13 protein-coding genes are annotated in these 16,387 nt (G+C 56.3%); 4 read left to right on the top strand and 9 right to left on the bottom strand.

Annotated features, from left to right (window positions below; translation table 11 throughout):
* Positions 1-5: 5 nt before the first annotated feature.
* The 9 genes from puhB to bchF are packed head-to-tail and all read right to left on the bottom strand — an operon-like array spanning position 6 to position 11,388.
* On the bottom strand, positions 6-644 hold the full coding sequence (gene puhB / locus AAC622_RS11505; RefSeq protein ID WP_340253569.1) for a photosynthetic complex putative assembly protein PuhB: 639 nt from the start codon (positions 642-644) through the stop codon (positions 6-8).
* Between the two features lie 30 nt (positions 645-674).
* On the bottom strand, positions 675-1,436 hold the full coding sequence (puhA, locus tag AAC622_RS11500; RefSeq protein ID WP_340253566.1) for a photosynthetic reaction center subunit H: 762 nt from the start codon (positions 1,434-1,436) through the stop codon (positions 675-677).
* Positions 1,437-1,462: 26 nt separating this feature from the next.
* Entirely contained in the window at positions 1,463-2,884 is a 1,422-nt protein-coding gene (locus AAC622_RS11495) for a PucC family protein (RefSeq protein WP_340262683.1), read from the bottom strand.
* Positions 2,881-3,573: a magnesium protoporphyrin IX methyltransferase gene (bchM, locus tag AAC622_RS11490; RefSeq protein WP_340262681.1), complete on the bottom strand. Its 693-nt coding sequence runs from the start codon at positions 3,571-3,573 to the stop codon at positions 2,881-2,883. Before bchM ends, AAC622_RS11495 begins: the two co-directional genes overlap by 4 nt.
* Positions 3,573-4,535 (bottom strand): ferredoxin:protochlorophyllide reductase (ATP-dependent) iron-sulfur ATP-binding protein, encoded by a 963-nt coding sequence (gene bchL, locus AAC622_RS11485; RefSeq protein WP_317657109.1) that lies wholly within the window; start codon positions 4,533-4,535, stop codon positions 3,573-3,575. Before bchL ends, bchM begins: the two co-directional genes overlap by 1 nt.
* An 11-nt stretch (positions 4,536-4,546) precedes the next feature.
* The gene (locus AAC622_RS11480; RefSeq protein WP_340262679.1) at positions 4,547-8,107 is read right to left on the bottom strand and encodes a magnesium chelatase subunit H; all 3,561 of its coding nucleotides are present in this window, start codon (positions 8,105-8,107) and stop codon (positions 4,547-4,549) included.
* Positions 8,097-9,632, bottom strand: coding sequence for a ferredoxin:protochlorophyllide reductase (ATP-dependent) subunit B (bchB, locus tag AAC622_RS11475; RefSeq protein WP_340262676.1), 1,536 nt, complete (start codon positions 9,630-9,632; stop codon positions 8,097-8,099). Before bchB ends, AAC622_RS11480 begins: the two co-directional genes overlap by 11 nt.
* Positions 9,629-10,912 carry a ferredoxin:protochlorophyllide reductase (ATP-dependent) subunit N gene (locus AAC622_RS11470; protein ID WP_340262674.1) on the bottom strand — a complete coding sequence of 428 codons (1,284 nt, stop codon included), beginning with the start codon at positions 10,910-10,912 and terminating at the stop codon, positions 9,629-9,631. Before AAC622_RS11470 ends, bchB begins: the two co-directional genes overlap by 4 nt.
* Positions 10,909-11,388, bottom strand: a complete 480-nt coding sequence (gene bchF, locus AAC622_RS11465) for a 2-vinyl bacteriochlorophyllide hydratase (protein WP_340262672.1) — start codon at positions 11,386-11,388, stop codon at positions 10,909-10,911. Before bchF ends, AAC622_RS11470 begins: the two co-directional genes overlap by 4 nt.
* Positions 11,389-11,689: 301 nt before the next feature.
* On the opposite strand from bchF, the gene AAC622_RS11460 reads away from it, so the two are divergent.
* From AAC622_RS11460 to AAC622_RS11445, 4 genes are all read left to right on the top strand, one after another.
* Positions 11,690-12,619, top strand: a complete 930-nt coding sequence (locus tag AAC622_RS11460) for a cobalamin B12-binding domain-containing protein (RefSeq protein ID WP_340262669.1) — start codon at positions 11,690-11,692, stop codon at positions 12,617-12,619.
* Between the two features lie 21 nt (positions 12,620-12,640).
* A complete protein-coding gene (gene ppsR, locus AAC622_RS11455) occupies positions 12,641-14,077 on the top strand; it encodes a transcriptional regulator PpsR (RefSeq protein ID WP_340262667.1) in 1,437 nt (478 codons plus the stop codon).
* Positions 14,078-14,174: 97 nt separating this feature from the next.
* Positions 14,175-15,098 (top strand): chlorophyll synthase ChlG, encoded by a 924-nt coding sequence (gene chlG, locus AAC622_RS11450; RefSeq protein WP_340262665.1) that lies wholly within the window; start codon positions 14,175-14,177, stop codon positions 15,096-15,098.
* Positions 15,095-16,387 carry a BCD family MFS transporter gene (locus tag AAC622_RS11445; RefSeq protein ID WP_340262663.1) on the top strand — a complete coding sequence of 431 codons (1,293 nt, stop codon included), beginning with the start codon at positions 15,095-15,097 and terminating at the stop codon, positions 16,385-16,387. Before chlG ends, AAC622_RS11445 begins: the two co-directional genes overlap by 4 nt.

Raw genomic sequence — 16,387 nt, 5'->3', positions numbered from 1 at the left:
CCCCCTTATTCTGCCGCAACCGCGCCACTTGGCGCAGGATCACGTTTGACAACGGGTTGGCTGACCACGGTTTCTGCCGCCTCAGACAGGATCGCAGCCACGTTTTGCGCATCAGGAATGCAACGCAACGCAGGTTGGGTGTTTTTCATCACCCATGGCCGCACATGGGGCCATGTGTTCAGATAGGACAACCGCACATTGGATGGCATCAATTCCAAGGCAATCGTGCCAGTCCCATCCTTACGCAGTCCCAAATTCGCATTGGCCACCTGACGGTAGGGCAAGTTCAACGTCATCGTCAAAGCTGCACCAATCCGCATCGCAACACGGCGGTTTGTGATTGTGTAAACCGTTGCTTTGGCTTGGACATAGGCCACACCCAAAAGCAGAACCGCCACAATCGCGCCAAGCACCAAGAAGAAGGATGCAGCAATCGCACTGTCGGCCCATGAGGTGACGGCAGCCCCAGATGTGGTGCGCCAAGCGAAGAGGAATATGAAATATCCAACGACCCACCAGAAACTCAGCGCGTCTTTCGCCAGAGCAAACCAATGGGGTGCGCCCTGCCAAAGAATTTCTTCTCCAGCAGGGGGCTTTTCGGGCAAACCACGAACAGGCTCGGTCTGAAAGTCGTCATGTGGCATGGGTCGTCCTCCTTTAGAGGTGGTGAGAAATTACAAAAGCGGGTCTGTCCGCTCTTGGGAGGCGTAGAGCGTGCCGCCACCGTAGAAGCCTGAGATTTTATCTTCCTCAAGCAAGGTCACTTGATTGGGTGACTTGGTGACAGGAACTTTGGTGAAATGTTCTGCAAAGATCGAATTGACGACAACGCGGTCAGATTTGATCTTGGCCATCTGGATCGGAACCAAGCGAGCGGTTCCATCAGCAACTTCAACCTCAAGATACCGCACCAATTGCTCAGGCGCATCGACCCACATATCGGTCACAGTGCCCGCCGCAGCGCCATCCCCCGCGATAACCGTAAGGCCACGCGGATCACGACCCGCTGAAACGCGGTAATCATCCATCTGCCCCATAGGGACAATTTTCGGATGACCATGGCCGTCCAATTCGGGCAGGTCACGGCGCTTTGCCCAGCTTGCGGGGCCAACACCATCAACCATTGGATCGCCAGTGGGCTCAAACGGATAGCCATTCGCAGCATTGGTCTGACGCAGGGCCAGATTGTCACGCGCTTGCACATCCTTGCCTGGAACAGTGACCTCACCGCGGCCATGCATCAGTTTGAATGTCTTTTCCTTTGGCAAAGGAAAAGGCCCCTGATTGGCGGCAACGCTGCCATCATCATTTTCCAGCGGATAACCTTCCCGCATATTTTCAGTTTGCAGATAGTAAATCAGTAGGGCGAAGAAGATCCAAAACAGCCAAATAGACAGGCTGGCCAGATCAAAATTGCCGAAAAATGCATTTTCCATGGATTTTATCCTCCTAGGTTCGGCGGTTACGTGGGCAGGTCGGCGAGCCCGATCTTGCCGGCCTCCCCGCGCGAGTATGTGCTTTGCGTCCGCACAAGCGGGCCCAAAGCGACAAGAGTGAAAAACAGAAGCAAAATTTCAAAATGATAGACGACCGAATAGCCCGTAGCGGGGCTATTCAACGCCTCGCCCAAGCCGCCAGAGATGGCGATCTGGTTAATCGTGTCACGCAGGCCACCGCCAATTGCGATGGACAGACCTGCGGCCGTTGCCTGAGCCGCGCCCCATGCGCCAAGCGCCAAGCCACGGCCCGCGCTGCCCTCGGCGGGCATGGTCATTGCGGCGGTGAGCGTTGAAACTGAAAACAAGCCGCCGCCAAAACCAATGAGGCAGGCGCCCAAGAAGAACATAAATTCAGACGCCATCGGATTTGCAAAAATCACAGCGGAAAACGCGGCAAGCCCCGCCAAAATCCCGCGCGCGCCCATCCGATAGGGGTTGATACCGTCTGACAGCCAACGCGCGGCCAACGCGAAACCAACCAAGGCCCCCGCTGACCATGTCGCGGTCAAAAGCGTTGTTTTCGATACGCTCAACCCAAGGATTTCGCCGCCATAGGGTTCGAGCAAGACATCCTGCATATTGAAGGCCATGGTGCCAAGGAACACCACAACCAAAAGCCTGCCCGCAGGGCCGCCGCGCGCAAAATCGCGCCATGCGTCGCCAAAACTTGGCGCAGGCTCTTCCCGCTCGACCTTGGTCATCGGACGGACTTTTTCCTGCTTCCAAAGGGCAATCATATTCAGCACCAAGGTCGCAACAGCCGCGCCTTGCACGACACGGATCAGGGTCAAGCCCGAGAAATCGCGCAGCAGCCAGCCAATCACGAGGGCTGAAACCGCCATGCCCACCAAATACATGACATAGAGCAGCGCCACGACCCGTGGCCGTGTGTCCTCGGTCGCGCGATCTGCAGCCAAAGCAAGCCCTGCGGTTTGGGTCATATGCATCCCCAACCCCGTCATGACAAAGGCAAGCCCTGCAAGAACCTCACCCGCAAAGGGCACCTCGTGCACAACATCACCGCCCAAAACCAACAGGCTTGCAGGCATGATCGCGAGACCACCAAACTGCCACAGCGTGCCAAACCACAAATAAGGTATCCGCTTCCACCCCAACGCGCTGCGATGGTGATCCGATTTGTGACCCAAAAAGGCACGAAACGGCGCAATCAACACAGGCAAGGCGACCATGATCGCCACCAATGTTGCAGGCAATGACAGCTCTACGATCATCACGCGGTTCAGCGTGCCCAAAAGCATGACCCCCGCCATCCCAACTGAGATCTGAAACAGGGACAAGCGCAGCAATTGTGCCAAAGGCAACGCGTCACTCGCGGCATCTGCAAAGGGCAAGAATTTTGTGGAGATGCGAGACAAGGCGCTCATTTCACATACTCCAAACAAGAGGAGATATAAAACCCGCGCGAGACCCGCGCGACCTCGGAAATCGAGCCTGTTGCCCCTGTTTGTGACGTATGATGACGCAGATATTTCGCCGTGTGCGGGATCATCACAGGCGAGCGATCTGAGCGCGGGAACAATTTTCCCAAACCCCAAAAGGCCATCAAAAACGCTGTGCGCGGCGCAACGGTGAACACCACCTTAGCAGAAACGCGCGGACAGAGCTGCGCCAAGGCGCGGCCCAAATCTGGCGCCTCGTAATAGATCATCGAGTCCATCGCGATCACATGATCAAAGCTGCCCAAATCAGGGGATAGCATATCGCCTGCGCGAAACTCGACCTGAGATTGCAAAGTTTCTGGAAGGCGCTTTTTCGCGATTTCAACCAAAGAGGGCGAGATATCAATCGCGACTACATATGCACCCCGCGCAGCCAGTTCAGCGGTCATCTGCCCCGCACCACAGCCCGCATCCAAAATGCGCAATCCCGTCAAATCCTCAGGCAATTGCCCAAGCATTATCGCGCGCATCTGATCACGCCCTTCGCGCACAGTTTGGCGCACGCGCGAGACAGGCGCGTCCGAGGTCAGCCGTTCCCATGTTTTGGTAGCGGTTCTGTCGAAATATTCTTCAACACGGGCGCGGGTCGCGCCATATGTCGGCGTTGCGACCATCAATCAAACCCTAGCAATTCGAAGATACGCCGATCCTCCAAGGGTTCAGGCGCAAGTGGTTCTGTGCCAGCCCAAAGCGTTTCAGCCAAACGGATATATTCTGCACGGCATTGCACGATATCCTCGTCATCGGGCATCTCGAACAATGTCTTTTTCTTGAGGCGGGAACGGCGAATGGCATCCACATCAGGCATATGGCCAATGCGGCGGAACCCGACCTCTGAACAGTAACGATCCACCTCATCGGTGTCGCGCGAGCGGTTCGCGACACACCCCGCAAGGCGGACGTTGTAATTCTTGGATTTGGCCTGCACTGCCGCAATGATGCGGTTCATCGCATAGATACTGTCAAAATCATTCGCCGTGACGATCAAGGCACGATCTGCGTGCTGCAAAGGGGCTGCAAAACCGCCGCAGACCACATCGCCCAGAACATCAAACAAGACGACATCCGTATCGTCTAACATGTGGTGCTGTTTCAGCAGTTTCACTGTTTGACCCACAACATAACCGCCGCAGCCCGTGCCAGCGGGGGGGCCGCCCGCCTCGACACACATCACGCCATTGTAACCCGTGGTCACGAAATCCTCGGGGCGCAGTTCTTCGGCGTGAAAATCGACATCCTTCAAGATATCAATCACAGTCGGCTGCAAATGCCCCGTCAGGGTAAATGTGCTGTCATGTTTTGGATCACAGCCGATTTGCAGAACACGCTTGCCCAATTTGCTGAACGCAGCAGATAGGTTTGAGGAGGTTGTGGATTTGCCAATCCCGCCCTTGCCATAAACCGCAAAGACCTGCGCGCCTTCGATCTTCAGGCTTGCATCCTGATGCACCTGCACAGAGCCATCCCCATCCTCGCCCTTGCGCAAAATTGGGGGGGTGGCCAAGCCCCGCTTGGCCAGTCCTTCGGCCTCTCGCGCGTTCGCGCGGGCGGCTGGGGGATTTTTATGGTCAAGCATCGTGGTCTCTCCTATTCCGCTGCAACATCCAGGCCTTCGAGTCGGTCTTCCAACTCATCGGCACTGGCCTGAAGCGCGGCCAAAGTTTCATCATCGGGCTGCCAGTAATTGCGTTCAAACGCCTCAAGAAGGCGGTTTGCCATCCGCACAGAAGCCTGCGGGTTCAGCGCCGACAAACGCCGCCGCATCTCTTCATCCAGCACAAATGTTTCGGACAGGCGTTGATACACCCAAGGTTCGACCTGTCCTGTGGTCGCCGACCACCCAAGCGTGTTGGTCACTTGCGCTTCAATCTGGCGCACGCCTTCGTGGCCGTGTTTCAACATCCCTTCGAACCATTTCGGGTTCAGACTGCGCGACCGCGTCTCAAGCGCCACTTGGTCTTGCAGGCTGCGCACGATGCCCGCACCGCGGGTTTGATCGCCGATGAACACGGGCGCATCGCTGCCTTTTGCGCGTTTAACAGCACGCGAAATACCGCCCAAAGTGTCGAAGTAGTGATCAACCGTGGTGACCCCCAATTCGACCGATTCAAGGTTCTGATAGGCCAAATCAACATCGCCCAAAGCGGCCTGAAGGAGGCTTGCGTTTTTCTTGGCTTTCCCGTCACGGCCATAGGCAAAACTTTTGCGGGCCTCATAGGCATCGGCCAGTTCGTCCTCTTCACCCCATGCGCCACTATCGACCAAGGCGTTGACATTCGACCCATAGGCCCCTTCGGCGTTTGAGAACACGCGCAAGGCAGCGTCTTCGATATCGCAGCCCATTTTCTGCGCATAATCGAGGGCATGGGCGCGGATGAAATTTTCTGCGCAAGGTTCATCCGCCGTTGCGGCCTTATAGGCCGCCTCTGCCAACATCCGTGTCTGAAGGGGAAGAAGATCGCGGAAGATACCCGACAACGTCATCACAACGTCAATGCGCGGACGGCCCAATTCGGCAAGCGGGATCAAATCAGCCCCACAGAGGCGCCCATATCCATCAAATCGGGGGGCAGCGCCCATCAGCGCCATCGCCTGCGCAATCGGCCCACCATCAGATTTAATGTTATCAGACCCCCAAAGAACAATCGCCACCGAACGGGGTAAATCACCCGCCGCATCGAGCAAACGCTGCGCTTGTTTCGCACCGTCCTGCATCGCAAACGCGGTGGGCATACGGAACGGATCAAAGGCGTGAATATTGCGCCCCGTTGGCAAAACATCAGGGCTGCGGATGAGGTCGCCACCTGCAACAGGCGCGATATAGCGCGCCGATAGGGCGCGCATCAGCGCAGGCAATTCGTGATCCTCTTGCAGCAATTGATCGACCCGAGCCAGCGTTTCAGGGTCTGTTTCGGCCATCACGCGCAAATGTTCCGCCCGCTCCGCATCCGCCATGGGGCGGCCCATGACATGCAAGCCGTCTGGGATCAGCGCCGTTTCCGTTTCAAGCAGGGTCAACCACAGATGACCGGGGTCGCTACCATCCAAATCGACCGCTTCGGCCTGCATCGCAATCAGCGCGGCAAGGTCGGCGCGCTCATGCGCATCAGGGGCAAGACTGCGATAGCGCGACAGGCTGTCTTTTAGCTCGGACAGGCCCTTATACAGACCCGAAGCCGCCAAAGGTGGGGTCAAATGCGTGACTGTAACGGCATTAGAACGCCGCTTGGCCAAAGTTGCCTCGGACGGGTTATTTGACGCATAAAGATAAATATTCGGCACTTCGCCAATTAAACGATCAGGCCAATCACGCGCACCAAGCCCCGCCTGTTTTCCAGGCATGAACTCAAGCGCGCCATGCATGCCAAAATGCAAAATCGCATCTGTCTTAAACGTGTTGCGCAACCAAAGATAAAATTGCGCAAAAGCATGGGTGGGCGCAAAACCTGTCTCAAACAACAGGCGCATTGGATCACCTTCATAGCCAAAGGTGGGCTGCACACCGACAAAGACATTGCCGAAATGGGCACCTAAAATGAACACACCGCGGCCGTTTGACTGCACCTTACCAGGCGCGGGGCCCCACGCCGCTTCAATCGCGGCCAAGGGGGGCGTGTTGCGCAAGATCGTGTCTGCATCAACAATATCGGCTACATTGGCCTCTTGCCCATATTGCGCCGCGTTGCCCTTAAGAACCGCGGCGCGCAGATCATCAACCGAGGCGGGCAGGTCGACCTGATAGCCTTCGGATTTCAGGGTCGAAAGCGTGTTATAGAGACTTTCAAAGACACTGAGATAGGCCGCAGTTCCCACAGCGCCCGCATTGGGCGGAAAACCAAAGAGAACAACCGAAATCCGTTTATCGCGGTTCGCTTTGCGCCGCAAAACCGCCAGACGTGCAGTTTTTTCCACCAGTGACGCGATACGCTCGTGGCACGGGGCCATCGCCTTTTGACAGGCACTGGCTTGGCACATATGGCTGCACCCTTGGCAGCCTTCCACACCATGACGACCACCAAAAACAGTGGGATTTGTCGCGCCATCAATCTCGGGCAGCGCGACCAACATCGTAGTCTCAACTGGGCCAAGCCCACCACCTGATGCGGCCCATTGACCCAAAGTCTGAAACTCAATCGGATGCGCGGCGATATAGGGCAAATCGAGATCGCGCAGCACCTCAACCGCCGCCGCGCTGTCATTATAGGCGGGGCCACCAATGAGGCTAAAGCCCGTCAACGACACCATCGCATCAACGCGGTCATTCGTGAAATACTCGGAAATTGCGGGACGGCCATCCAACCCACCCGCAAAGGCGGGAACCACGGCCAAGCCTGCGGCCTGCATTTGACGGATCACGCCATCATAATGGGCGGTGTCAGACGCCAGAATGTAAGAGCGCATCATCAACAAACCGACAGTCGCAATCGGATTTTCAGGCTGGGGCAAATCAGCGAAATCGGTGGTGATGCCATTATGCGGCAAGTCAGGGTGATAGAGCCCAAGTTCTGGGTAATCAATCGGCGCTTCAGCCTCCGCACCATGAAGATCAGATTGGCTGGAATAGCGACCCACCAAGAAGCGGATCATTTGCTCGACATTATCATCCGAGCCGCCCAACCAATATTGCATCGTCAAAAACCATGCGCGCAAATCCTGCGCCTTGCCGGGAATAAAGCGCAGAATTTTCGGCAATCGGCGCAGCATGGTCATCTGCTTATGCCCAGAATTGGCGTTTGGTTTGGATGAGCCACGCAGCTTTTTCAAAAGCTTCATCGCGCCTGATGCGGGCTTGAGCATATCCAACTCGCCCATACGGGTCAGCGATACGACCTCTTTGGCCGAGATCACCCCAATCATCGCATCACAGGCATCACGGCGGGCCTGCAAGTCGGGTAAGATTGCGGTGATATGTTCTTCAATGAACAAAAGATTGGCGACAATGATATCGCCATGGCGCACAGCCAAACGCGCCTCTTCCAAGGCGGCGGGGTTCTCGGCCCATTCGGCGCTGGCATGGACGGAGACAGACAGCCCTGGAAACTCGCCCGACAACCGTTCGCTGACGCGGGCGGCAGGGCCTGCGGCGTGGCTATCCAACGTGACGATGACCACGCGATAGCCGGGGATATTATCACCATCACCGCGCATAATGGGCCTTCGCCTCATAAAGCGTATCTACGCTGATCTCAGACATGCCGCGCTCGGCTGCGAATTTTTCGGTATTCCGTTTGGCCTTACCCCGCACAAAAAACGGGATTTTCTTTAATTCTTTTTCCGCACAAGCAAGCCAAATCATGACATCAGAGCCCGTGTCTTCGGCGCGCTCTTGGGGCTCGCGCGGTGTGGCAGCAATGGGGGCCACAGCCTTACCCCCGTGGTGACTGGCGCCTGCGTCATCATGGAATTCGAAATCTTCGCGGAACATGGTCAGCAAATGTTCCTCAAGACCCATCACAAGCGGGTGGATCCATGTATCGAAAATGACATTTGCGCCTTCCCATCCCATTTGGGGCGAATAGCGGGCAGGGAAATCTTGCACATGAACAGGGGCCGAGATCACGGCGCAGGGAATACCCAAACGTTTGCCGATATGACGCTCCATCTGCGTGCCAAGGATCATCTCGGGCGCGGCTTCTTCGATGGCTTGCTCAACGGCCAGATAATCGTCACTGATCAGGGCCTCTAGACCAAACTCTTTGGCCAAGGCACGGATGGGGCGGGCATATTCGCGATTGTAGCAGCCAAGCCCAACCACCTCGAACCCCATCTCATCACGGGCAATGCGGGCGGCGGCCTGCACATGGGTCGCATCCCCGAATAGAAACACGCGCTTGCCCGTCAGATAGGTGCTATCGACTGACTTGCTCCACCAAGGTTGGCGCAGGCGGGTTGTGTCGATTTTTGGCTCTACACTGCAGATTTGGGCCAGTTCATTCACGAAATCATGGGTCGCGCCTACGCCAATCGGCACAGTTTTTGTGTAAGGTTGATCACAGGCCCGCTCAAGATGCCGTGCAGCAGCCTCAGCATGTTCTGGATACATCAGGATATTGGCATGGGCCGCGCCCAATCGCGCGATATCCTCAGGCGTTGCACCAAATGGGGCAACAACATTCACGGCAATGCCCATCTGTGCCAGAAGATGTTTGATTTCTTCAATATCGTCTCGATGCCGAAACCCAAGCGCCAAGGGGCCAAGAAGATTGACCGAAACCTCTGCACTGCGCGGCATGGGTTTGGCCAAGGCTTTTACGATTTGAAAGAACGTCTCATCGGTGCCGAAGTTTTCTTTGCGCTGATAAGACGGCAGTTCCAATGGGATCACAGGGATAGGCAAACCCATGGTTTCAGCCAAACCGCCTGGATCATCTTGGATCAATTCCGCGGTACAAGAGGCCCCCACGATCATGGCTTGAGGCACAAACCGCTCATAGGCCGCGCGGCAGGTGTCGCGGAAGATACCCGCAGTATCTGCGCCCAAGTCGCGCCCCTCAAATGTTGTATATGTGACAGGCGGGCGGTGGTCGCGCCGCTCAATCATCGTGAATAACAAATCCGCATAGGTGTCACCTTGCGGCGCGTGCAGTACATAATGCAGACCGCGCATCGCGGTCGCGACACGCATGGCCCCAACATGGGGTGGGCCTTCATATGTCCAGACGGTCAATTTCATCGCGCGGCCCCCTGCTCGAGGATCGCGCGGCGGCGCAAGGGGCGTGAAAAGAGCCCTGCCAAATCCCCCGCCTGTTCGTAGAAATGGACGGGGGTAAAGACCAGCTCAATCGCCCATTTTGTGCTAAGACCTTCGGCCTCAAGGGGATTTGCCAAACCCAGACCGCAAACCGTCAAATCGGGCCGCGCAGCGCGCACGCGGTCAAGTTGGACATCAACATCCTGCCCTTCTGAAATGCGCGGCCCCTCAGGGATCAACGCCAAATCAGGGCCAACCAAGCCACGATGGATATAGGGTGCGCCGATCTCAACGGCCTCCATTCCACATTCACGGGTCAAGAACCGCGCGAGTGGGATTTCCAACTGGCTGTCGGGCATGAAGAACACGGATTTCCCACGCAAAGCCGCGCTTGCATTCTCAATGGCCTTGCGGGCGCGCGCGCGCGGGGCATCCGTAACACGGGCAAATGTAGCATCATCTACGCCAAATTCATCGGCTATGGCGCGCAGCCATAGGGTTGTGCCTTCCTCCCCAAAGGGAAACGGCGCCGTAATCCGCCGCGCGCCGCGCCGCTCAAGTGCGGCTGTCGTGTCACCCAAAAACGGTTGGAGGCACGCAAAGACGGTATTTTCACCAATCTCGGGCGCACCCTCAGCACGCGAGGACGGCAAAACACGGATCGAGCCAATTCCCATCTCCGACAAAAGCGTGATGGCCTGATCTTCGACCACATCGGGCAAGGCGCCAACCAAGACCAATTCCCGCGCTTTGCTATCCTTCAGAACGGGCACCATTGCGGCAAGGCATGCATCCTCGCCTTGGGTAAATGTGGTTTCAATCCCGCTGCCCGAATAATTCAGCACCCGCACATGGGGGGCGTGGGCGGTCGTCAGACGCTCGGCCGCACGGGCGAGATCCAGCTTGATCACCTCAGAAGGACAAGATCCCACAAGGAAAAGCTGCTTGATATCAGGACGGCGCGACAACAGCCGTGCAACCTCGCGATCCAATTCGTCATTGGCATCTGCCATGCCCGCCAAATCGGTTTCTTCGAGGATTGCTGTGCCAAAACGGGGTTCGGCAAAAATCATCACACCCGCGGCAGATTGCAAAAGATGCGCGCAGGTGCGGCTGCCGACAACGAGGAAAAACGCATCCTGCATTTTACGGTGAAGCCAGATGATTCCCGTGAGGCCGCAGAATACCTCGCGCTGTCCGCGCTCTTTTAGAACGGGCGCATCGGCGCAGCTTTGGGCCTTGATCGGTGCAGGGGTGTTCATCTGTCCCCCTCCAGCCGTGCTTGGCGCAGCTTATAGAGGAACTGCGCCGCGTTGATCACATAGGCCGCATAGGCCGCGAGCGCGATCCACATCTGCTGAACCGCAGGCACCCCTTGAATCAAAGCCGCCACATAGGCCAAATGCAATGCGATCACGAGAAAGCTTACCACATCCTCCCAAAAGAATGCGGGGGCGAAAAGATATTGGCCAAACACCACTTTTTCCCAAATCGCGCCTGTCACCATGATGGTCAAAAGCACCGCTGTTTTGGCAATGATGGAATATGTGGCGAGGTCATAGCCCAAGCCCGTGATCAAGAATCGTCCGACCAGCGCAAGCGATACAAGAAAGACAACAAACTGAATCGGCGCAAGAATCCCCTGAACCAATGTCCAGATGGTTGCGTCACGCCTTGCGCGCTCATCCACGCTGTAAAGCTTGCGTGACGGGCTTGCTGTCAGACTATCCGATGGCATTTGTCTTTGATTCCAGTCTGTCAATTAAGGAAAGGCTAGCCCTCAAAGGGGTAAAGTGTCAATTAAAACTTACAGTCTTGAACTTGACAGTCGCCAGTTTTGCAAGGGCGATGGCCCTGTGACACGAGCGCTAATTTCCCAATATTTTTAGCATCCAAGGCGCCCATCGGCGCTTTGGCGCTTGTTGACGCAAGGGAATTGTCAATTTTCTTTGACAGATGCGGTCGTTTGCGAGACACTTGCAAGCGAAACAACTACCCTTGAGACAGGGCAGCGGTTGTGCAACACACGCGGCAGACAGATGACGGGCCGCGACTATAGCGGCCAATACAAGGAAAAAGATCGCCCCGATCTTTTAATGCAGGCCAGCAAGACTGCCTTCTCTTCAGTCTTGTTGGTGGTGAGGAGCCGAATGACCCAAGACGGTGACGCTACGTCCCGCAAAGGGACGGAAAAACGCACGGCAGAAATTACTTCGCTGGCCAAGGCCGCGATTTCTGTTTTGGCGCGTCAATCAGCACCCACCCCCGAGGGCCTCGCGCGCCGCCTTGAAACCTTATCAGAGGCATTCATCTCGCCCGACGAGGCGCATCGTCACGATGCCCTCACCAAGCTGGCCCAAGAAGGTGTCAGCATCGAGGATACCATCGACTATGTCATTCCCGCGACCGCCCGTTTGATGGGGTTCCGATGGGCCAATGACAGTTTGAGCTTTGCCGAGGTTTCCATCGGCTCTGCCCGATTGCAAGAAACAGTGCGTGGACTGACCACGCAGCAACGCCGCGAAATTGTTAAAAACCGCGGCACGATTCTATTGGTTGTTCCGTATCCTGAGCATCATACGCTCGGTGTATTTGTTTTTGCCGATCAGCTTAGACGGCGTGGTTACGATGTTCATATTTCCGTGTCTCAACACGCACGGCAGGTTGCCGAGCGGGTGAAGCGTTTTAAGTATGACATGATAGGTGTCACGGCGGCTGGACGCAGAACGCTTGCATCCGTAAAGGATTTGGTGGAAATAATAAAGCAGAGCGTTCCTCGTATAACGCCCGTCATCGTGGGGGGGTCTATTATAGACTCTGGCCTCGATACGGTCGGCATCACAGGGGCGGACTTCGCGACCGCTGATATCGAAGCTGCGCTTGAATTTTGTGGGCTTACAAAAACAGACGTTGAGCCCGCAGAAGCGTTGCAAGGCACTGAACGAAACGATGCGACCGAGAACAGGTAACGGAAACGGACGGAACGTCGTATGAACACGCGCGGAACAGATTTTTGGGATCAGCCCGCAGGCCCGCCTATCGCGCCTGAGCATTTTAACGATATTGTCGCGACTGCGGCGGATTTAGCGATTGTGCTAGACACGTCTGGTCTTGTCCGTTCGGTTATCACCAATCCCCTGAACCCCAGTTTGGGCCGTCTCGACCATTGGAAAGACCGCGATATTCGCGAATTCATGGCCGAAGATTCGCTATCCAAACTAGAGGCACAGCTCGAGGCCTATCGGGGCGGCAAGAAAAACAAAGTCGACGCGATTGAGGTCAATCACTACGACAATGCCAGTTGGGAATTCCCAATTCGCTACACGCTCCACAAAACGGGGCGGGATGATATTATTCTCATGCTTGGCCGCGATCTGCGCCCAATTGCGGAATTGCAGCACCGCTTGGTTAAAGCACAGCTTGCGCTTGAAAAAGATTACGAAACCCACCGCGATTACGAAACACGCTACCGCGTGATCATGGAAGCCGCGCGCGATGCGCTTATTTTGGTGGATGTGAATTCTGGTCGGATCACCGATCTTAACACCGCCGCCGCGCAGGCGCTGGGTGGCACAGCTGATAGTCTAACTGGCCTCACCTTTGCCACTGAATTTGAAGGCAAACGGCGGGTTGAATTCATCGAAACCTTGGTGGCGCGTGCAGGCGACAGCATCGGTGGGCCAATGATTGTCACGACCAAGCGACAGAATAAATCTCTATCGCTTTATCCATCGCTGTTCCGTGCTGCGGGCGACAATACATTGCTCTGTCGGATTGAAGTTGATGGCAATTCTGAGGTGATCGCTGCCGAGCTGTCTGAGGCGATGGCAATCCTCTATCAACATGGTGCAGATGCGATTGTCTTTACAGATAACCACGGCACCATAAAATCTGCGAATGACGCTTTCCTTGGCCTCTGCGATACTGCGCGGCTGAGCGATATTCGGGGAAAATCCCTCAGTGAGTTTTTGATCCGCGGCAGCGTTGACATGAAAGTGTTGATCGACAACGCCTCGCGCGCGGGGAAAATGCGGGTTTATTCCACGCGGCTTGAGGGCAGCTATGGCTCACAGCTTTCGGTCGAGATTTCTGCAACCCACATGATGGGTCAATCCATGGGCGGTTTTGCCTTTGTGATCCGTGACACATCTCGAATGGAAGTTGTGCGCGAGCCAAGCTCACCGCTTCCTGCAGGCGCGCCTGTGGGTGATGATGCGATGCGCAATGTGATGGACTTGGTGGGTTCCGCACCCCTCAAAGAAATTGTCGCAGCAACCACCGATGTGGTTGAGAAGATGTGCATCGAAACCGCCGTAGAATTGACGGATAACAACCGCGTTGCAGCCGCCGAGATGTTAGGCCTGTCGCGTCAGTCACTCTATGTGAAACTGCGCAAATACGGGCTTTTGAGCAAGAACGGCCAGTAAATCCCCCGTAAAACTTGGGCATCGCGCGTCCTTTGGCGCGCGCGTCAAGTATAGTTTACACTTGCCGAGTCGCTTGCTGTCAGTATAAATTGACAGTATGAGCGTAACGACCGACACGCATACCCGCCAGACCCCGCGTGCCTTTCCCGAACCACGCGCCGTCTTGACGCTCCTTAAACCCATTACATGGTTTCCCCCAATGTGGGCTTATCTTTGCGGCGCAATTTCTACAGGAGCGGCAACTTCAGGCCATTGGTTGGGCTTGGCTTTGGGTATTATCTTGGCGGGGCCGATTGTCTGCGGGATGAGCCAAGCAGCCAATGATTGGTGCGACCGACATGTGGACGCGATCAACGAACCCTATCGCCCCATCCCTTCGGGGCGCATCCCTGGGAAATGGGGATTGTGGATTGCAATTTTCATGTCAGGCGCCGCCGCCATCATCGGGCTTGCGCTTGGCCCTTGGGGATTTGGCGCAACGCTTGTGGCGATCACCGCTGCTTGGGCCTACTCCGCCGAGCCTGTGCGCCTGAAAAGATCTGGCATTTTGGGGCCTGGATTGGTTGGTCTGTCCTATGAAAGCTTGCCTTGGTTCACGGGCGCTGCGGTTTTATCGGCAGGTGCGCCGTCTTGGCCCATCGTGATAACGGCGCTTCTGTACGGGATTGGCGCGCATGGGATCATGACGCTCAACGATTTTAAGGCCTTGGAAGGCGACCGCCAAATGGGCGTGAATTCGCTGCCCGTAACCCTTGGCCCACGCCGCGCCGCATTGGTGGCGGCATGGGTGATGGCCATTCCCCAATTCATCGTCATTCTTTTGATGTTCCACTGGGACAGGCCTTGGTTCGGCTTTTTCATAACGGCCTCGCTGTTGGCGCAAATCGCCGCGATGCAGGTTTTAATGCAGAACCCAAAAGAACGCGCGCCTTGGTATAATGCCACAGGCGTCTCGCTTTATGTCTCGGGCATGATGATCGCGGCCTTTGGCCTGCGCGGCTTTGGGGGGATAGCGGCATGAGCCTGACATGGGTGCAGATTATTCGACTTGGGTTTATTCAGCTGTGCCTTGGCGCAATTGTGGTTTTAACAACCTCGACCCTAAACCGCCTAATGGTTGTGGAATTGGCCCTGCCTGCGATCCTGCCCGGCCTCTTGGTTGGGTTGCATTACGCCATTCAAATCACTCGACCCCAATGGGGTTATCGCTCCGATACAGGCCGGTCACGTAGCCGTTGGATCATCGGGGGCATGGCTATTTTGGCGAGCGGCGCAGTTTTGGCGGCCTATGCGCTGTCGCTTTTTGCAAGCCATTACATGCTCGGCCTATCTGTCTCCATCTTGGCCTATGTGATGATCGGTGTTGGGGTTGGGGCATCTGGCACATCACTTTTGGCGCTTTTGGCAACCGCAACCGACCCTGCGCGCCGTCCTGCTGCGGCCACCATCACATGGCTTTTGATGATATTCGGCATTGCCGTAACCGCTGGGGTCGCTGGTCAATTCCTCGACCCCTATAGCCATACGCGACTGATGGCTGTGGTCAGCGTGGTATCATTTGGCGCGGTGGGTCTGACAATTTTGTCGATCTGGGGTATTGAAGCGACGGTCACCGCCCGCGCCGAAGAACAATCCGCGCCCTTTTTGGAGGGCTTGCGCGAAATTTGGGCCGAGCGCAAAGCGCGCCATTTCACGATCTTTGTGTTCCTCAGCATGTCTGCCTATTTCATGCAGGAATTGATCCTAGAACCCTATTCGGGCCTCGTGTTTCACTTCACCCCAGGTCAATCAACCTCCCTCTCTGGCGCACAAAATGGCGGCGTGTTTTTGGGTATGGTCTTAGTGGGCGTTGCGGGAACCGCGCTGCGCCTTGGCAGCCTCCGCCAATGGGTGGTGGGGGGGTGTTTAGGGTCTGCTGCCGCGCTCCTCGTGATTGCATGGCTTGGTCAAATCGGGCCAAGCGCACCGCTTTTGCCCGCTGTGGTGGCCATGGGGTTTTTCAACGGCGTTTTCGCTGTTGCGGCCATCGGATCTATGATGGCGCTTGCAGGCGAAGGCCGCACCGCCCGCGAAGGCACAAGAATGGGCCTTTGGGGGGCAGCCCAAGCAATTGCCGCAGGGTTTGGTGGTCTGATCGGCGCCGCCCTTGTTGATCTGGCCCGCCCTGTGATGGGCGATGCCGATGGGTTTGCCACCGTGTTTTTATTCGAGGCCGCGCTTTATATCGCATCCGCCCTTATGGCGGCACGCGTGATTACAGGGCCCGCGCAACCAAGACTTTCCACGCCCCTTTCAGTGCCAGGAGAATAA

The organism is Roseobacter sp. HKCCA0882 (genome assembly GCF_037805225.1).
Classification (GTDB): Bacteria; Pseudomonadota; Alphaproteobacteria; order Rhodobacterales; family Rhodobacteraceae; genus M30B80.
The sequence above is the reverse complement of the archived record's forward strand: the minus strand, read 5'-3'. Positions and strand labels throughout refer to the sequence as shown.

Coding starts and splice junctions, on each gene's coding strand:
- AAC622_RS11495 (WP_340262683.1), bottom strand. CDS start 2,884: ATGAGCGCCTTGTCTCGCATCTCCACAAAATTCTTGCCCTTTGCAGAT.
- bchL (WP_317657109.1), bottom strand. CDS start 4,535: ATGCTTGACCATAAAAATCCCCCAGCCGCCCGCGCGAACGCGCGAGAG.
- bchM (WP_340262681.1), bottom strand. CDS start 3,573: ATGGTCGCAACGCCGACATATGGCGCGACCCGCGCCCGTGTTGAAGAA.
- chlG (WP_340262665.1), top strand. CDS start 14,175: ATGAGCGTAACGACCGACACGCATACCCGCCAGACCCCGCGTGCCTTT.
- bchB (WP_340262676.1), bottom strand. CDS start 9,632: ATGAAATTGACCGTCTGGACATATGAAGGCCCACCCCATGTTGGGGCC.
- ppsR (WP_340262667.1), top strand. CDS start 12,641: ATGAACACGCGCGGAACAGATTTTTGGGATCAGCCCGCAGGCCCGCCT.
- AAC622_RS11445 (WP_340262663.1), top strand. CDS start 15,095: ATGAGCCTGACATGGGTGCAGATTATTCGACTTGGGTTTATTCAGCTG.
- puhA (WP_340253566.1), bottom strand. CDS start 1,436: ATGGAAAATGCATTTTTCGGCAATTTTGATCTGGCCAGCCTGTCTATT.
- AAC622_RS11460 (WP_340262669.1), top strand. CDS start 11,690: ATGACGGGCCGCGACTATAGCGGCCAATACAAGGAAAAAGATCGCCCC.
- puhB (WP_340253569.1), bottom strand. CDS start 644: ATGCCACATGACGACTTTCAGACCGAGCCTGTTCGTGGTTTGCCCGAA.
- bchF (WP_340262672.1), bottom strand. CDS start 11,388: ATGCCATCGGATAGTCTGACAGCAAGCCCGTCACGCAAGCTTTACAGC.
- AAC622_RS11470 (WP_340262674.1), bottom strand. CDS start 10,912: ATGAACACCCCTGCACCGATCAAGGCCCAAAGCTGCGCCGATGCGCCC.
- AAC622_RS11480 (WP_340262679.1), bottom strand. CDS start 8,107: ATGCGCGGTGATGGTGATAATATCCCCGGCTATCGCGTGGTCATCGTC.